Origin of the sequence: Caballeronia sp. (genome assembly GCF_028292365.1) — a bacterium.
In the GTDB taxonomy this organism is placed as follows: domain Bacteria; phylum Pseudomonadota; class Gammaproteobacteria; order Burkholderiales; family Burkholderiaceae; genus Caballeronia.
The window spans coordinates 1-12818 of sequence record NZ_JAQGMM010000478.1; the positions used below are offsets into that span (position 1 = coordinate 1).

Annotated in this window: 14 protein-coding genes; 6 read left to right on the forward strand and 8 right to left on the reverse strand. The window is 59.8% G+C overall.

What is annotated here, in order from left to right; all coding sequences use genetic code 11:
• The 5 genes from JWR14_RS27760 to phnF all read right to left on the reverse strand — a co-directional run.
• Nucleotides 1–2227, reverse strand: a 2227-nt coding sequence (locus JWR14_RS27760) for an NADP-dependent isocitrate dehydrogenase (RefSeq protein ID WP_299715210.1), incomplete at its 3' end; no start/stop codon positions are given.
• A 375-nt stretch (nucleotides 2228–2602) separates the two neighbouring features.
• On the reverse strand, nucleotides 2603–2899 hold the full coding sequence (locus JWR14_RS27765) for a 4Fe-4S dicluster domain-containing protein (protein WP_299715213.1): 297 nt from the start codon (nucleotides 2897–2899) through the stop codon (nucleotides 2603–2605).
• Nucleotides 2896–3210, reverse strand: coding sequence for a hypothetical protein (locus JWR14_RS27770; protein WP_299715216.1), 315 nt, complete (start codon nucleotides 3208–3210; stop codon nucleotides 2896–2898). The genes JWR14_RS27765 and JWR14_RS27770 overlap by 4 nt, the downstream gene beginning before the upstream one ends.
• 12 nt (nucleotides 3211–3222) lie before the next feature.
• Nucleotides 3223–3795, reverse strand: coding sequence for a sigma-70 family RNA polymerase sigma factor (locus JWR14_RS27775; protein ID WP_299715219.1), 573 nt, complete (start codon nucleotides 3793–3795; stop codon nucleotides 3223–3225).
• A 294-nt stretch (nucleotides 3796–4089) separates the two neighbouring features.
• The gene (gene phnF, locus JWR14_RS27780) at nucleotides 4090–4848 is read right to left on the reverse strand and encodes a phosphonate metabolism transcriptional regulator PhnF (protein ID WP_299715222.1); all 759 of its coding nucleotides are present in this window, start codon (nucleotides 4846–4848) and stop codon (nucleotides 4090–4092) included.
• Between the two features lie 447 nt (nucleotides 4849–5295).
• Between phnF and JWR14_RS27785 the strand changes: the two genes are divergently transcribed.
• The 4 genes from JWR14_RS27785 to JWR14_RS27800 all read left to right on the forward strand — a co-directional run bounded on the left by JWR14_RS27785 (nucleotide 5296) and on the right by JWR14_RS27800 (nucleotide 8576).
• Nucleotides 5296–6201: a phosphate/phosphite/phosphonate ABC transporter substrate-binding protein gene (locus tag JWR14_RS27785; protein ID WP_299715225.1), complete on the forward strand. Its 906-nt coding sequence runs from the start codon at nucleotides 5296–5298 to the stop codon at nucleotides 6199–6201.
• On the forward strand, nucleotides 6198–7043 hold the full coding sequence (locus JWR14_RS27790) for a phosphonate ABC transporter ATP-binding protein (protein WP_299715228.1): 846 nt from the start codon (nucleotides 6198–6200) through the stop codon (nucleotides 7041–7043). The genes JWR14_RS27785 and JWR14_RS27790 overlap by 4 nt, the downstream gene beginning before the upstream one ends.
• Nucleotides 7040–7840 (forward strand): phosphonate ABC transporter, permease protein PhnE, encoded by an 801-nt coding sequence (gene phnE / locus JWR14_RS27795; protein ID WP_299715231.1) that lies wholly within the window; start codon nucleotides 7040–7042, stop codon nucleotides 7838–7840. The genes JWR14_RS27790 and phnE overlap by 4 nt, the downstream gene beginning before the upstream one ends.
• A gap of 79 nt (nucleotides 7841–7919) precedes the next feature.
• Nucleotides 7920–8576 carry an acetyltransferase gene (locus JWR14_RS27800; RefSeq protein WP_299715234.1) on the forward strand — a complete coding sequence of 219 codons (657 nt, stop codon included), beginning with the start codon at nucleotides 7920–7922 and terminating at the stop codon, nucleotides 8574–8576.
• Nucleotides 8577–8648: 72 nt separating this feature from the next.
• Here JWR14_RS27800 and JWR14_RS27805 read toward each other — a convergent pair whose 3' ends face one another.
• Both JWR14_RS27805 and JWR14_RS27810 read right to left on the reverse strand, forming a co-directional pair.
• Entirely contained in the window at nucleotides 8649–9491 is an 843-nt protein-coding gene (locus JWR14_RS27805; RefSeq protein WP_299715237.1) for an oxidoreductase, read from the reverse strand.
• A gap of 165 nt (nucleotides 9492–9656) precedes the next feature.
• Nucleotides 9657–9941, reverse strand: a complete 285-nt coding sequence (locus tag JWR14_RS27810) for a hypothetical protein (RefSeq protein ID WP_299715240.1) — start codon at nucleotides 9939–9941, stop codon at nucleotides 9657–9659.
• A gap of 335 nt (nucleotides 9942–10276) precedes the next feature.
• On the opposite strand from JWR14_RS27810, the gene JWR14_RS27815 reads away from it, so the two are divergent.
• On the forward strand, nucleotides 10277–10723 hold the full coding sequence (locus JWR14_RS27815; RefSeq protein ID WP_299715243.1) for a cupin domain-containing protein: 447 nt from the start codon (nucleotides 10277–10279) through the stop codon (nucleotides 10721–10723).
• Nucleotides 10724–10770: 47 nt separating this feature from the next.
• Here JWR14_RS27815 and phaZ read toward each other — a convergent pair whose 3' ends face one another.
• A complete protein-coding gene (phaZ, locus tag JWR14_RS27820) occupies nucleotides 10771–12102 on the reverse strand; it encodes a polyhydroxyalkanoate depolymerase (protein WP_299715246.1) in 1332 nt (443 codons plus the stop codon).
• 219 nt (nucleotides 12103–12321) lie between these two features.
• On the opposite strand from phaZ, the gene JWR14_RS27825 reads away from it, so the two are divergent.
• The coding region (locus JWR14_RS27825; protein WP_299715248.1) for a glutathione S-transferase at nucleotides 12322–12818 on the forward strand (497 nt) is incomplete at its 3' end.

Genomic DNA, 12818 nt, shown 5'->3' on the forward strand with positions numbered 1-12818 from the left:
CTGCCGCCAGTGCAGCGTTCAGTGTCTTGCTCGGGCGCATCACTGACTCCAGCTTCGCAAAGTCCGGCTTGTAATACCCGCCAATGTCCGCTGCCTCACCCTGGACCGCCGACAGCTCAGCCACGATAGTCTTCTCGTCCGCCGTCAATTGCTTCGCCAACGGTGCGAACTGGGAAGCCAGTCCCGCGTCTTCGGTTTGCGCGGCCAGTTCCTGCGCCCAGTACATCGCGAGATAGAACTGGCTGCCGCGGTTGTCGAGTTGTCCAGTCTTGGGCGACGGGTTCTTGTTGTTCTCCAGCAGTTGCCCCGTGGCGGCATCCAGCGTTTTTGCCAGGACCTTGGCCCGCGTGTTGCCGGTCTTGATGCCAAGATCCTCCAGCGACACCGCCAGCGCCAGGAATTCACCCAGCGAATCCCACCGCAGATGGTTTTCTTCCACCAGTTGCTTCACGTGCTTCGGCGCCGAACCGCCCGCGCCAGTTTCATACATGCCGCCGCCGGCCATCAACGGAACAATGGAAAGCATCTTGGCGCTGGTGCCAAGTTCCATGATCGGGAACAGGTCAGTCAGGTAGTCACGCAGAATGTTGCCCGTGACCGAGATCGTGTCCAGGCCGCGGATGACACGCTCCAGTGTGTAACGCATCGCGCGCACTTGCGACATGATCTGGATGTCGAGACCCTTGGTGTCGTGATCCTTCAGGTAGGTCTCGACCTTCTTGATCACTTCGGCTTCGTGCGGACGGTACGGGTCAAGCCAGAAAATGGCCGGCATGCCGGAATTGCGTGCACGCGTGACAGCCAGCTTCACCCAGTCGCGGATCGGCGCGTCCTTGACCTGGCACATGCGCCAGATGTCGCCTTCTTCCACGCTTTGCGTCAGCAGCACTTCGCCCGTTGCGATGTCGACAATGCGCGCTTCGCCGCCTTCCGGCACTTCAAACGTCTTGTCATGCGAGCCGTATTCCTCGGCTTGCTGAGCCATCAGTCCGACGTTGGGCACCGTGCCCATCGTGACCGGGTCGAAGTTGCCGTTGGTCTTGCAGAAGTTGATGATTTCCTGATAGATCCGCGCAAACGTGCTTTCCGGAATCACGGCCTTGGTGTCTTTCGGACGACCGTCGGCGCCCCACATCTTGCCGCCAATGCGGATCATGGCGGGCATCGATGCGTCCACGATAATGTCATTGGGCGCATGCAGGTTCGAGATGCCCTTGGCTGAATCGACCATCGCGAGTTCAGGACGATGCTCGTGGCACGCATGCATGTCGCGGATGATTTCTTCGTGCTTGGAAGTCGGCAGGCTTTCCAGCTTGTCGTACAGGTTGACGAGGCCGTTGTTGACGTTCACGCCCAGTTCGTCGAACAGCTTGCCGTGCTTCTCAAAGGCTTCCTTGTAGAAGATCTTCACGGCATGACCGAAGACGATAGGGTGCGAGACCTTCATCATCGTGGCCTTCACGTGCAACGAGAACATCACGCCGGTCTCGCGCGCGTCTTCCATCTGTTCTTCATAGAAGTCGCACAGCGCCTTCTTGCTCATGAACATGCTGTCGATGATCTCGCCGTCCAGCAGCGACACCTTCGGCTTCAGCACAATGGTCTTGCCGCTTTGCGTCACCAGCTCCATCTTCACGTCGCGAGCCTTCGCAACAGTCAGGGACTTTTCGCCATGGTAGAAGTCGCCATGCTTCATGTGAGCGACGTGGGTGCGTGAAGCCATGCTCCATTCGCCCATGCTGTGCGGGTTCTTGCGCGCGTAGTTCTTGACGGCGGCAGGCGCGCGGCGGTCCGAGTTACCTTCGCGCAGCACCGGATTCACGGCGCTGCCCAGGCACTTGGAGTAACGCTGGCGGATCGCCTTCTCGGCGTCGGTCTTCGGCTCCTCGGGGAAATCCGGGACCTTGTAGCCTTTGCCCTGCAGTTCCTTGATCGCGCCGATCAACTGGTGCTGGGATGCGCTGATGTTGGGCAGCTTGATGATGTTGGTTTCAGGCAGCAGCGTCAGGCGGCCGAGTTCGGCCAGATTGTCCGGCACCCGTTGCTCTTCCGTCAGGAATTCCGGGAACTCGCCCAGGATACGGCCGGCGACCGAAATGTCGCTGGTGGTGACGCGGATTCCGGCCGGCGCGGTGAATGTGCGGATGATGGGCAGGAAGGCGCTGGTGGCCAGCAGCGGGGCCTCGTCGGTGAGGGTGTAGATGATGGTAGGTTGCTCGGTACTCATCGCTTATCTCAAGAAAAATGGGTTGGGGGCGCCGCCGGCTGCGTCAACGACCGGGGTTAACCATCGAATTTTGCCTGATTTTGCTTTCAAGGGGGCTGAACCGGTCCTGCGATTCGCATCGGAACCCGTAAATTGAGGGTTTTGAATGCTGTCTCGGGCGGCTAGTGGAGCGTTCCGGGTCGTCCCGGTTTGCCCTGGTCATGCGCTTAAGCGCCTAAATTTAAAGACTAAATTGCTACGCTGGTTGCCTGGGCTATCGCTTGCGGTCGCCTTACATGGCTAATAGCAGCCCGCGCGACGATATCAGCGAAAAATTGAGCCGCGATGTCAGTGCCGGGTCCGTATGAGCGGAAAATGCCGGGCGCCGGCGCGCTGTCAACTCACCCGTGCCAGGGTAATGGCACGTTCCGGACACGCGGTCACGCATAAGCCGCACGCCCGGCACGCATCGGCGTTCGGCGTGTACGCGACCTTCATGCCGTGCACGCGCAGCTTGAATTTTTGCAAAGGCCCCAAGCGCTGATAGTCGGCAGTGCCGATCCGGCGGATCTCGAAGACATTCTCCGGGCACACCACCGCACAATCGGCCTTGCCCTCGCACCGGCCGAAGTTCACAACGGGCGCGATCACGCCCGGTGCCTGTTTGCATGCGGATGCCGGCGCATTGCTCATACAACATCCTCTTGCGGCTTGCTCCGGCCGCAGCGCATGCCCTTCTGAAACTTCTCGCGCTCCTCTGGTGTCATCTGTTCCCACCGGCGCCACTGCTGACGTCCACGCCAGCCGCCATGGCCCCGGAATCCGCCGAACAATATCCGGCTCAGGATCAAGAGGCCCAGCGCATGAGCGAAATCGATCGCACGAGCCCCGACGAACAGCGCCGGCATAACCCAGTTCCATAAGGTCATCACCATCCATCCGAGTACCGCAATGCCCACGATAACCAGCAGCGCCTTGCCCACGAATCTCAGTCTGAAACTCATCTACCTTCTCCTTTAAATATCCAGTTCGTCATACACGGCTTGCAAGCGGGCGCGCAGATGCAGCACCGCATAACGCTTGCGTGCCAGCAGCGTGTTCAGCGTTACGCCGCTCTCTAAAGCCAGCTCCTTGAAGCTGCGGCCCTCGATCTCGTGGGCAATGAAAATGTCGCGCTGGTTTTCCGGCAATTCGTCGAGCGCGTTTTGCAGGGCCACCAGGAGCACCGACCGCGCATAGGCGGCTTCCGGGCCGCCATCTTCGGCAGGGAGGGCCAGATCCAGCCGGTATTCATCGTCGATGGCATCGGCGGCATCGCCGTTATGGCTAGTCCCGGCCATCTCGCTCAGAGGCTGCTCTTTCTTCTTGCGGAAGCGGTCGATGATGCGGTTGCGCGCCACGCGAAACAGCCATGCGCTGACTTGTTCAATAGGTTCGGGAAGCCGGTATGCCTGGACGAACTCGTGAAGCACGTCTTGCAGGATGTCTTCGGCGTCGCTTGGGTCACGCACACGACGCCGGATGAAGTTTCCGAGTTTTGTACGCTCACGCAAGACGGTCGCGGTGATGTCGCTATCTCTATCGATCATCGGGTTCGTGGGCGGCGGCTGTTCCATACAACTGAAGACGTTTCACGATCGGGAATATTGTGGGCGGCAGGAAAAAAGCCGGCGTCAGGCTGGTCAACGCACGGGCCGAGAGGCTGAATTGAGTTCCCGTGACGCGAACTGACAGGAGACCACGTTTTAGACCGAGGCGTTGGAACTGCGGTTAGGCGGGGCAGGGGGCCGCAGATGGGCTTGCGAGGAAATTTTTCCGATGGCGGCATACGGGCCCTGGGGGGGCAGATTGGCTCGTAGCGACAGAGCCGCGGGCGGTCACGCTCAGGTGTCGTTTCCCACCATCAGTTGCACGCGGTCCGTGGCGAAATGTGTCACACCGTATTTGATCGGCATGCCCTGGAGATCGACGTCGACATTCTCGACCCACAGCACCGGTTGCTGACGGTTGATGTTCAGTCTTTGCATGACTTCCGAGTCGGGCAATACGCTGCCGATGCGACTCCACTTGCGCAAATAGTCGGTCACACCGAGTTCGGCCAGCGCACTCGTGATGCTGCCCTTGGACCCCAGCACCTGCGGCAGATTCGCGAAACGCGTCGCTGGGTACCAGTTGCGCGCAAAGGTCAGTGGCACGCCGTCCGATTCGTGCAGGGTCTCGATCTGATAGACAGGTGCGCCGGCGCGCAAGGCAAGCGCCTTTGCGACGTTTGGCTCCGCGCGCACCTTCAGTGCGCGGAGCATGGTAGCGGCGGCCGTGTGACGCTGTTGACGCAGATTTTCCGAGAAGCGCGTGCGCTGCCCGATCGTGTAGTCGATCGCGCCCGGCTGCGCGAACGTGCCTCGTCCCTGCCTGACGCTGACCAGGCCGCGTGCCGCCAGTCCGATCATCGCGCGGCGCACCGTGTGGCGATTGACGTCGAATCTTTTGGCCAGCTCGGCTTCGGTCGGCATGCGCCCGTCCTTGCCGAACCGGCCTGTTCCGATCTCGGCTGCAAGTATCTGTTCGATCTGACTCCACATTGCAACGCCCGCGCGGCGCGCGAGCGAAGTGTCCGGCGTGGCGTTATCCATCGCTGTCATTGTGTCGTCATTCCGCTCGGTTCAAATGAATTGCCGTCGCGAATTGTAGAGGGTGACTCGTGATGGAAATATGAGGGTTTGCTTGCTTGATAGTAAGGGTAAGACCAGACACACGAGCATACGTATAGATGTCCGCATGAATGCTTGCTTTCATTCGGCCCACGGATCGTCGACGCGCTTGAATGCGCACGGGCCGCACTGCCCGATATCGTTCGTCAGACCACGTGTTCCCGAGGTTGTTGATCGCTGCGATGGCGACTGATCCACCCAGCAGTACCCCAACTGATTCATCTAGACGTCTCGATAAATACATCGATGTGTCACACGAGGTTTATAGAGTGACACGGCTCGATAGAAGTCCACACGCACTGATGACCTGCACGGAGCGGGATCGAAACCTTGATTTGTCGTTAGCCCGGCACTCGCGAAATTTTAGTTGAGGAAAATATGAAGGTATCCAAAGTTCTGGTTGCTGTGTCGTTGGCAGCGGCGGTGGGCCTCGTCTCCGCTACCGCCCACGCGGCCGGTGCCTGTCCGAATGATGGCGTGGTGCGCTTCGGCGTCGAGCCTTACGAGTCGGCACAACGCATGCTGCCGGTCTATACGGACCTCGCCAAGATGATCGGCGACAAGCTGGGTTGCACCGTACAGCTTTATGTTGCGACCAGCTACAACGCTGAAATCGAGGCAATGCGTAACAACAAGCTTGAGTTCGGCCAATTTGGACCGCTCGGGTACGTGCTGGCCCACCAGGTCGCGCATGCGCAAGCCGTCGCCACGTTTGCAGGCGAGCAAGGCAAGCCGGCTACCTATTACGCTTCCATCGTCACGTGGCCGGGCTCGGGCGTCAAGACGCTCGCGGACGTCAAGGGCCGTTCGTTCGCCTACGCCGATCCGGCCTCCACGTCCGGGCACCTGTTTCCCGCGTTTGGCCTGAGCAAGAACGGCATTGATCCGGACAAGGACGTGAAGGGGCTTTATGCAGGCAGCCACACTGCGTCGTTCGAAGCGCTGCGTAACCATAAGGTCGACGTGGGCGAACTGAACAGCGAGGAAATCGAAAGCGCCAAGTTACACAACGAGTACGATCCTTCGGCCTACGTAACGTTGTGGAAATCGCAACCCATCCCCCTCGATCCGTTGGCCGTGCGCGGCGACCTGCCCGCTGATTTCAAGGCTCGGCTCACAAGCGTGCTGAGTTCGCTTGATTTTCGCGAGCTGCCGGAAGTGGATCAAAAGTTCCTGGCATCGAATGAAAACCCCGAGCTGAAGACGGTGCCCCAGACGGATGCGGCCTACGACCAGATTCGCGACCTGGTCTCGACGCTTCACATCGACCTGGCGAAGCTGTGAATACTCCCTTCAGTACATCACGGGATATCCCTCTGGGTCCGGCGGGTGCCTTTGCATCGGTGGGGTCGACAAAGCCCGCCGTGCGCGCGGCCGGCGTCAGGTTGGCTGTCCGTGACCTGACCATGTGCTACGAGAACGGCCATACCGCGCTGCGCAGCCTGAATCTGTCGGTGAGTGCCGGCGAGATGGTGGTGGTGCTCGGCAGCAACGGCAGTGGCAAGTCGACCTTTATGAAGTGCGTGGTCGGACTGAACCGGCCCACTGCGGGCTCAGTGAAAGTCGCTGGCCGGGATCTGGCCACGCTCTCGGGGGAGGCCCTTAGGGAAGCACGTTTGCCGCTCGCTCTTATTTCGCAGAACGCGAATCTCGTCAAGCGACGCAGCGTCCTGGCGAACGTCTGCTGCGGCGCACTGGGCCGTCACCGGACGCTAATGAGTGCGTTCGGGCGTCTGCCACGCGACGAAATTGAACCGGCGATGAGCTATCTCGATGAAGTCGGTTTGCTGCACCTGGCTCGCCAGCGAGCCGGCACGCTCTCGGGCGGACAAGCGCAACGCGTGGCCGTTGCCCGTGCGCTGGCTCAGCGCCCCGACGTCCTGCTGGCGGACGAGCCGGTCGCGAGCCTGGATCCCGAAGCCGCTGACGAGGTCATGCGGCTGCTGCGCCGCCTCGCCACCGAGGACGGTCTCGCGGTCGTATGTGTGCTGCATCAGCCAGAACTTGCGGCGCGTTATGCGGACCGATTGGTCGGACTGCGCAGTGGCCTGCTGGAATTCGACCGGCAGGCGTCCGATGTTTCCAGTCAGCAGATCGCGGGTCTTTATCTCGCCGAGGCGTCATGAGCAAGGTCATGGAAATGCGCACCCCGTCCGGTGCGCCGGGTGCGCGCACGGTCTGGTCCGTGCTCGCCGCCCTCGTTGTACTCGCGTTGTTTGTTCAGGCATGGATCGTCGTTCAGGCAAGGCCGCAGGACCTGATTACCGGCGCGCATGGCATGGCCGACATCATGTCGCGCGCGATGCCGCCTGCGTTCGATCAGTTCGTTCCGAATCTGTGGCCGGTTCTCGAGACGATTGACCTCGCGATTTTCGGTACCGTGTTCGGGGTGCTGCTCGCGTTCCCGCTGGCGATTCTGGCAGCCGCGAATCTCACGCCGGCGCTACCGCTTTACTACGCCGCGCGATCGATCATTGGCGTCACCCGGGCGGTCCCGGACCTGGTGTGGGCGCTGTTGTTCGTCACCGCGGTAGGGCTCGGGCCGTTCCCCGGCGCACTCGCGCTGGCGGTCCACTCGGTCGGCATGCTGGGGCGGCTGTTTGCAGAAGTAATCGAAGACATGGATATGGGCCCCGTCGAAGCGCTGACGCTGACTGGCGCCGGCCGCGTGCAGGTGTTGGCCCACGCGGTGGTGCCGGGCGTGTTGCCTTCACTGCTTGGCATTGGTCTCTTCCGCTTCGACGAAAACCTGCGCTCGTCCCTCGTGCTCGGCTTTGTCGGCGCAGGCGGGATCGGGTTCCAGTTGTTGACCGCGATGAACCTGTTCCAGTATCAGACCGTGTCGTTCCTGTTGATCGCCACCTTCGTACTGGTCACATGCGCCGAACGCGGTTCCGCTTATCTGCGCAAGCTTTTCTTGTGAGCGTGGGGTATCCCTTGACGTTGATGCGCGTCGATGCCCCGCGCCCGCATTTCATCATTGAACCCTGAGATTTCTTCTTATGCTGATTAATCATGGCGTTGGCGTCGATCCCTGGACGCTTGGCCAAACTTTGTCGATAGAGCCCGAGATTCATCCGACCGCCCTGGTTCGCGCCAGCGACTTCGGCCGCTATACCTACCTCGGCCCGCGCAGCCATGTTGCCGCATCGGTGATCGGTGACTACGGCTACGCGATGGGCGACAACCAGATTGCCCATGCACACATCGGCAAGTTCGCCAACATTGCCACCGGTGTGCGTATCAATCCACCCAACCACCCTTCGTGGCGCGCGACTCTTCACCACTTCACCTACCGCTCACGCTCGTACGGTCTGTCGCTCGACGACGACACCGAGATCTTCGAATGGCGCGCGCAGGACAGGGTGGAGATGGGCCACGATGTGTGGATTGGCCACGACGCGATCGTCATGCCCGGAGTGAAGATCGGCACCGGTGCGGCCATCGGCTCGGGAGCGGTCGTGACCAAGGACGTGCCGCCTTTTGCGATCGTTGTTGGCGTCCCCGCCCGCGTGCTGCGTTTTCGCGTCGGACCCCACACAGCGGAACGCCTGCAGCAGATTGCGTGGTGGGATTGGGACGCCGCGCAGATCGACGCGGCATTGGCCGATTTCCGCTCGCTTAGCGCGGACGAGTTCGCCGAGAAGTACGGCGGCTAATGCGGCGACTAACGCAGCGGCGAAAGCCTGAGGAAAGCGGCCTGCCGATGAAGCTACAAGACGACGAAACGACTATGCGGCGTAATCGCCGTCAGTGGCGACTGAAAGCGCGCGCCAGCGGTCGAGCTCGGCTTGCATGCCGGCGAGTTTTGCGTCCGCTGCATTCACGGCAACCGATCCGGCGATAAAACGCACCGGCGGTGCGGCTTCGTTTGCGAGATCCACGAGTGCTTGTGCGAGTTTCGCGGGATCGCCCGGTTGCTGGCCGTTGCGTTGCTCGAAGGATGAGTGCAGCCGTTCGCGCCGGTCGTCATAGTCGGCCACCATGCCCCTCCCAAAGCGAAGCGATTCGCCGGTGAGGAAGTCGGTGCGGAAGGGACCGGGTTCTACAATCGTCACGAAGAGACCGAACGGCGCAATTTCCTTTGCCAGGGACTCGGAGAAACCTTCGAGCGCAAACTTGCTGGCGCAGTAAAGCGAAGCCACTTCCGCACCGAGGATGCCGGCAAGCGACGAGATGTTGAAGATGCGTCCGCGACGAGCGGAGCGCATGACGGGCAACGCGGCCCACGTCACGTTGAAAACACCGAACAGATTAGTGGCGAACTGAGCCTGCACATCCTCGATGGTGTTCTCTTCGAAGAATCCCAAGTGGCCGTATCCCGCGTTGTTCACGAGTACGTCGATCCCGCCGAATCGCGACACGGCGGCTTGGACGGCGGCGTTCGCCTGGGCTGCGTCGGTCACGTCCAAAGCGATACCAAGCAGTTGGTCGTTGTCCTGCCCCAGGCTCTTGACGATATCTTCCCGCTTGCGCCCCGTGGCGATCACCCGATCACCCGCCTGGATCGCAGCCCTGGCGATAAGCGCACCAAGGCCGCGGCTTGCGCCTGTGATAAACCATGTTTTCTGCATCGTTGGCTCCCTTGCTGATTGAGCCTTCATGGAACCACGGTGCGATGCCTGCACGATAGACCGATCCTCGCGCGTTCTTGCCTGAACGTGCAAAACATAGCCGAGAATGGGTCAGGCATTTTGCGGGTGCTGAGATAAAGCTTGCTCTTCGTCAGCGCTGTTGGCTTATTCGTCGAGCTCGCTTGTGCAACCAATCAACCTGGATGGATCAGCCAGGAAGTCTTCAATGGTGCCCTCGTCCTCGAACAACATCTTGAGGACGCACACTTCGTCATCGGTCAGGACTGCTTCGACCAGCTCGCCGTCGCGGCCGATGGTGTCGCAGTCTTCAAGGGTCAACTCCGCTATGACGGCGGAGGACAATTTGACGGGCCATTTTTCACTGAACGCGACGGTGACCACTTTCCGCGCTTCATCGTAGGCTCTGATCTCGACGCTGATGTAGGACATGGTGTCGATTTCTCCAGTGAACGTACCCAGAATGGCTCGCACTGCAACTTCCCACGAAACACGACGGAACCGCGCTACGGAACCAAGTTTAGCAACACACAATCGTTTACGTGCAAGGTCTTTAGAGGAATTCAAGCGCGAATGGCTGGTGGGTGAATGTGCTTTTTGAATGCCACTTTTAAGCGAACGAATGGCTTAGCTTTTGTCCATGGGAGAGCGCAAGCAGTCGCATGATTGCAGTTCTCTTAAGGCCGTCAAAGTTGGAACGCTTGATGCATGGAAAAGTGGCTGGTCTTTTTCATTCGATAGTTTTGGTACCCAACCGGAGCGCGCCCATGTCAGCTGAAACGTTCGAACTTGCCACTCGCTTTTCGCATATCCGGCCACAAGACACTCCTTACGAGGATCAAGGGTTGCGCGACTTTTTTCTTTATCGCGATTTAGGAATTGCAGACGCGACGGGTGGAAAGGTGATCGCGCAACTCGTCAAGGCAAACAATGCACCAGAGCAAGGCACGGGTTGGCACCGTCATGAGGCCGAATTCCACATTGTGATCATGCTCAAGGGCTGGGCGCGCTTCATGTACGGCAACAAGGAGACGCTGGTTGCAACCGGCGACTGTGTTCATCAGGCGCCGGGAATCGTGCATTACCTCTTCGATTATTCGGAGGACATGGAGTATCTGGAGATAGTCGGCCCGGCCAACTTCACTACTATCGACGCAAAGGGACCCTGTGACGTTCCCGCTTTTACACCATGGAAAAGCCAGCAACCGGCGTGAAAATGCCTACCTGAAACGCCGCTGAGCCGGCGTTCTTAACAAGCTTTTCAAGGCCCTTCGGACTGCACATTCACATCCATGCGCGGTGCGACAGGGCGTGCGAGCGGCGCCAGGGATTGCAAAGGCTGGGCGCGTGCATTGATCACGATCGGGCTTGGCTCGTTGTCGTGGATCATTGCGCGCACGCGCGGATAGATATGGCGTTCCCAACGCTTGCCGTTGAACACACCATAGTGGCCGACGCCTGTTTGCACGTGGTGCGTCTTCATGTACGGGCGTAATTTGCCGCACAGTTCCTGCGCGGCGAGCGTCTGGCCGACCGCGCAGATATCGTCGCGCTCGCCTTCTACTGTGAGCAGCGCAGTTCGCCGGATCAATGACGGATCCACCCTGCGTCCACCTACTTCCAGTTCATGCAGCGGCAACGCGTGTTGTTGAAAGATGGTGTCGACGGTCTCGAGATAAAACTCGGCCGTTAAATCCATGGTCGCGAAGTATTCTTCATAGAATACGCGGATGGCCTCGGCCTTCGCGGGGTCGCCTTTGGCGCGCTGATACACCATATCTTCAAACGCATCGAAGTGACGTGCGGGGTTCATCGCCATGAACGCCATCAATTGGGTGTGGCCTGGGTAAACGCGTCGGCCTGCGCCAGCAAAACCCCAGGGCACGGCACTAATCAGGTTCCGCTCGAACCATTCAATCGGCTTGCTCTTTGCCAGCACGTTCACTGAAGTGGGATTGATACGCGTGTCAATAGGACCGGCCATCAGCGTCATGCTGGCGGGTTGGAGCGGATGATCGTCTGCGGCCATCAGGGAGACTGCTGCAAGGGTGGCAACGGTCGGCTGGCAGACCGCCAGCAAGTGGGTATTGGGTCCCAGCGCGACGATAAAATCGATGACATGCTGCACGTATTCATCAAAGCCGAAGCGACCCTGCGCCAGCGAGACATCGCGAGGGTTGATCCAGTCCGTGATGTAGACGTCGTGGTGAGGCAGCAAAGTGCGCACCGTGCCGCGCAGCAGCGTGGCGAAGTGGCCGGACATGGGCGCGATCACCAGCACGCGCGGCTGTTTAGGTTCGCCTTGCTTCGAAAAATGCAGCAAGGAACAGAACGGCGTGACGAGCGTGATCTCTTCGGTCACGGGCACGCTTTTGCCTTCCATCTCCACCGAGTCAATAGCGAATGAACGCCGGCTATGCGTCAGCGCCGACAGCGCCAGCAGATCGCAGGTGGCTCGCAGAGACCGGCCGTGAGGCGTGTCAGCGAGAAATGGCCACGCATCAAGTGCGTGATTGACGAGTGCCGCGCCGTGGCGTACTGGCAGAGTGAGGTCCGCCATTGCCTGATAGCCGGAATATGCGAATGGGTTCATCGCCTTTCGCTTGAGCGCGTATTGTCGAGTCGTGCAAATTAACGCAATAGGTATGCCAACCGCATGCCAACGTGCTGCGTCAATATGAGGGAGATGAAAGTGGCACATCCCTTGCAGCATTCCTGAACGTGCACTGAACATGCCGTCTTTTGGTGCGTGTGTGCACTCCGCCGCGCGTCTGGGCGTGCGTGTTTCGCTTGAACCGCCGAGGAGCTACAGATGACGAACGCTACGCTCACCATTAGCAGCAAAAACTATTCGTCGTGGTCGTTACGTGGTTGGTTGCTCACCAAGTTCAGCGGGCTGCCGTTCGAAGAGTTCGTGATGCCCATGGATGATCCCGCCGCACGTGCCGAACTGCTGCTGTTGTCGCCGTCCATTCTGGTTCCCTGCCTGGTCCACGATGGCATCAAGGTTTGGGACACGCTGGCGATTGCGGAGTATCTGAATGAAGTGCGCCCGAAAGCAGGGTTGTTGCCTGCTGACCGGCGTACACGTGCGCACTGTCGTTCTATTTGTGGAGAAATGCATTCGGGCTTCGCTTCGTTGCGCTCGGCATTGCCCATGAATATAAAATCGCACTTCCCGAACTTCGCGATCTGGGCACGCGCGCAGACGGATATCGAGCGCATCACGGCGATCTGGCTCGAATGCCTAAAGCAATACGAAGGCCCCTATCTGTTTGGAGCGCTCAGCGCCGCCGATGCGATGTTCGC

Excerpts from the sequence above, each read along its gene's own strand:
- JWR14_RS27765 (WP_299715213.1), bottom strand. The coding sequence starts at position 2,899 with ATGAGCAATGCGCCGGCATCCGCATGCAAACAGGCACCGGGCGTGATC.
- JWR14_RS27770 (WP_299715216.1), bottom strand. The coding sequence starts at position 3,210 with ATGAGTTTCAGACTGAGATTCGTGGGCAAGGCGCTGCTGGTTATCGTG.
- JWR14_RS27775 (WP_299715219.1), bottom strand. The coding sequence starts at position 3,795 with ATGATCGATAGAGATAGCGACATCACCGCGACCGTCTTGCGTGAGCGT.
- phnF (WP_299715222.1), bottom strand. The coding sequence starts at position 4,848 with ATGACAGCGATGGATAACGCCACGCCGGACACTTCGCTCGCGCGCCGC.
- JWR14_RS27785 (WP_299715225.1), top strand. The coding sequence starts at position 5,296 with ATGAAGGTATCCAAAGTTCTGGTTGCTGTGTCGTTGGCAGCGGCGGTG.
- phnE (WP_299715231.1), top strand. The coding sequence starts at position 7,040 with ATGAGCAAGGTCATGGAAATGCGCACCCCGTCCGGTGCGCCGGGTGCG.
- JWR14_RS27800 (WP_299715234.1), top strand. The coding sequence starts at position 7,920 with ATGCTGATTAATCATGGCGTTGGCGTCGATCCCTGGACGCTTGGCCAA.
- JWR14_RS27805 (WP_299715237.1), bottom strand. The coding sequence starts at position 9,491 with ATGCAGAAAACATGGTTTATCACAGGCGCAAGCCGCGGCCTTGGTGCG.
- JWR14_RS27810 (WP_299715240.1), bottom strand. The coding sequence starts at position 9,941 with ATGTCCTACATCAGCGTCGAGATCAGAGCCTACGATGAAGCGCGGAAA.
- JWR14_RS27815 (WP_299715243.1), top strand. The coding sequence starts at position 10,277 with ATGTCAGCTGAAACGTTCGAACTTGCCACTCGCTTTTCGCATATCCGG.
- phaZ (WP_299715246.1), bottom strand. The coding sequence starts at position 12,102 with ATGAACCCATTCGCATATTCCGGCTATCAGGCAATGGCGGACCTCACT.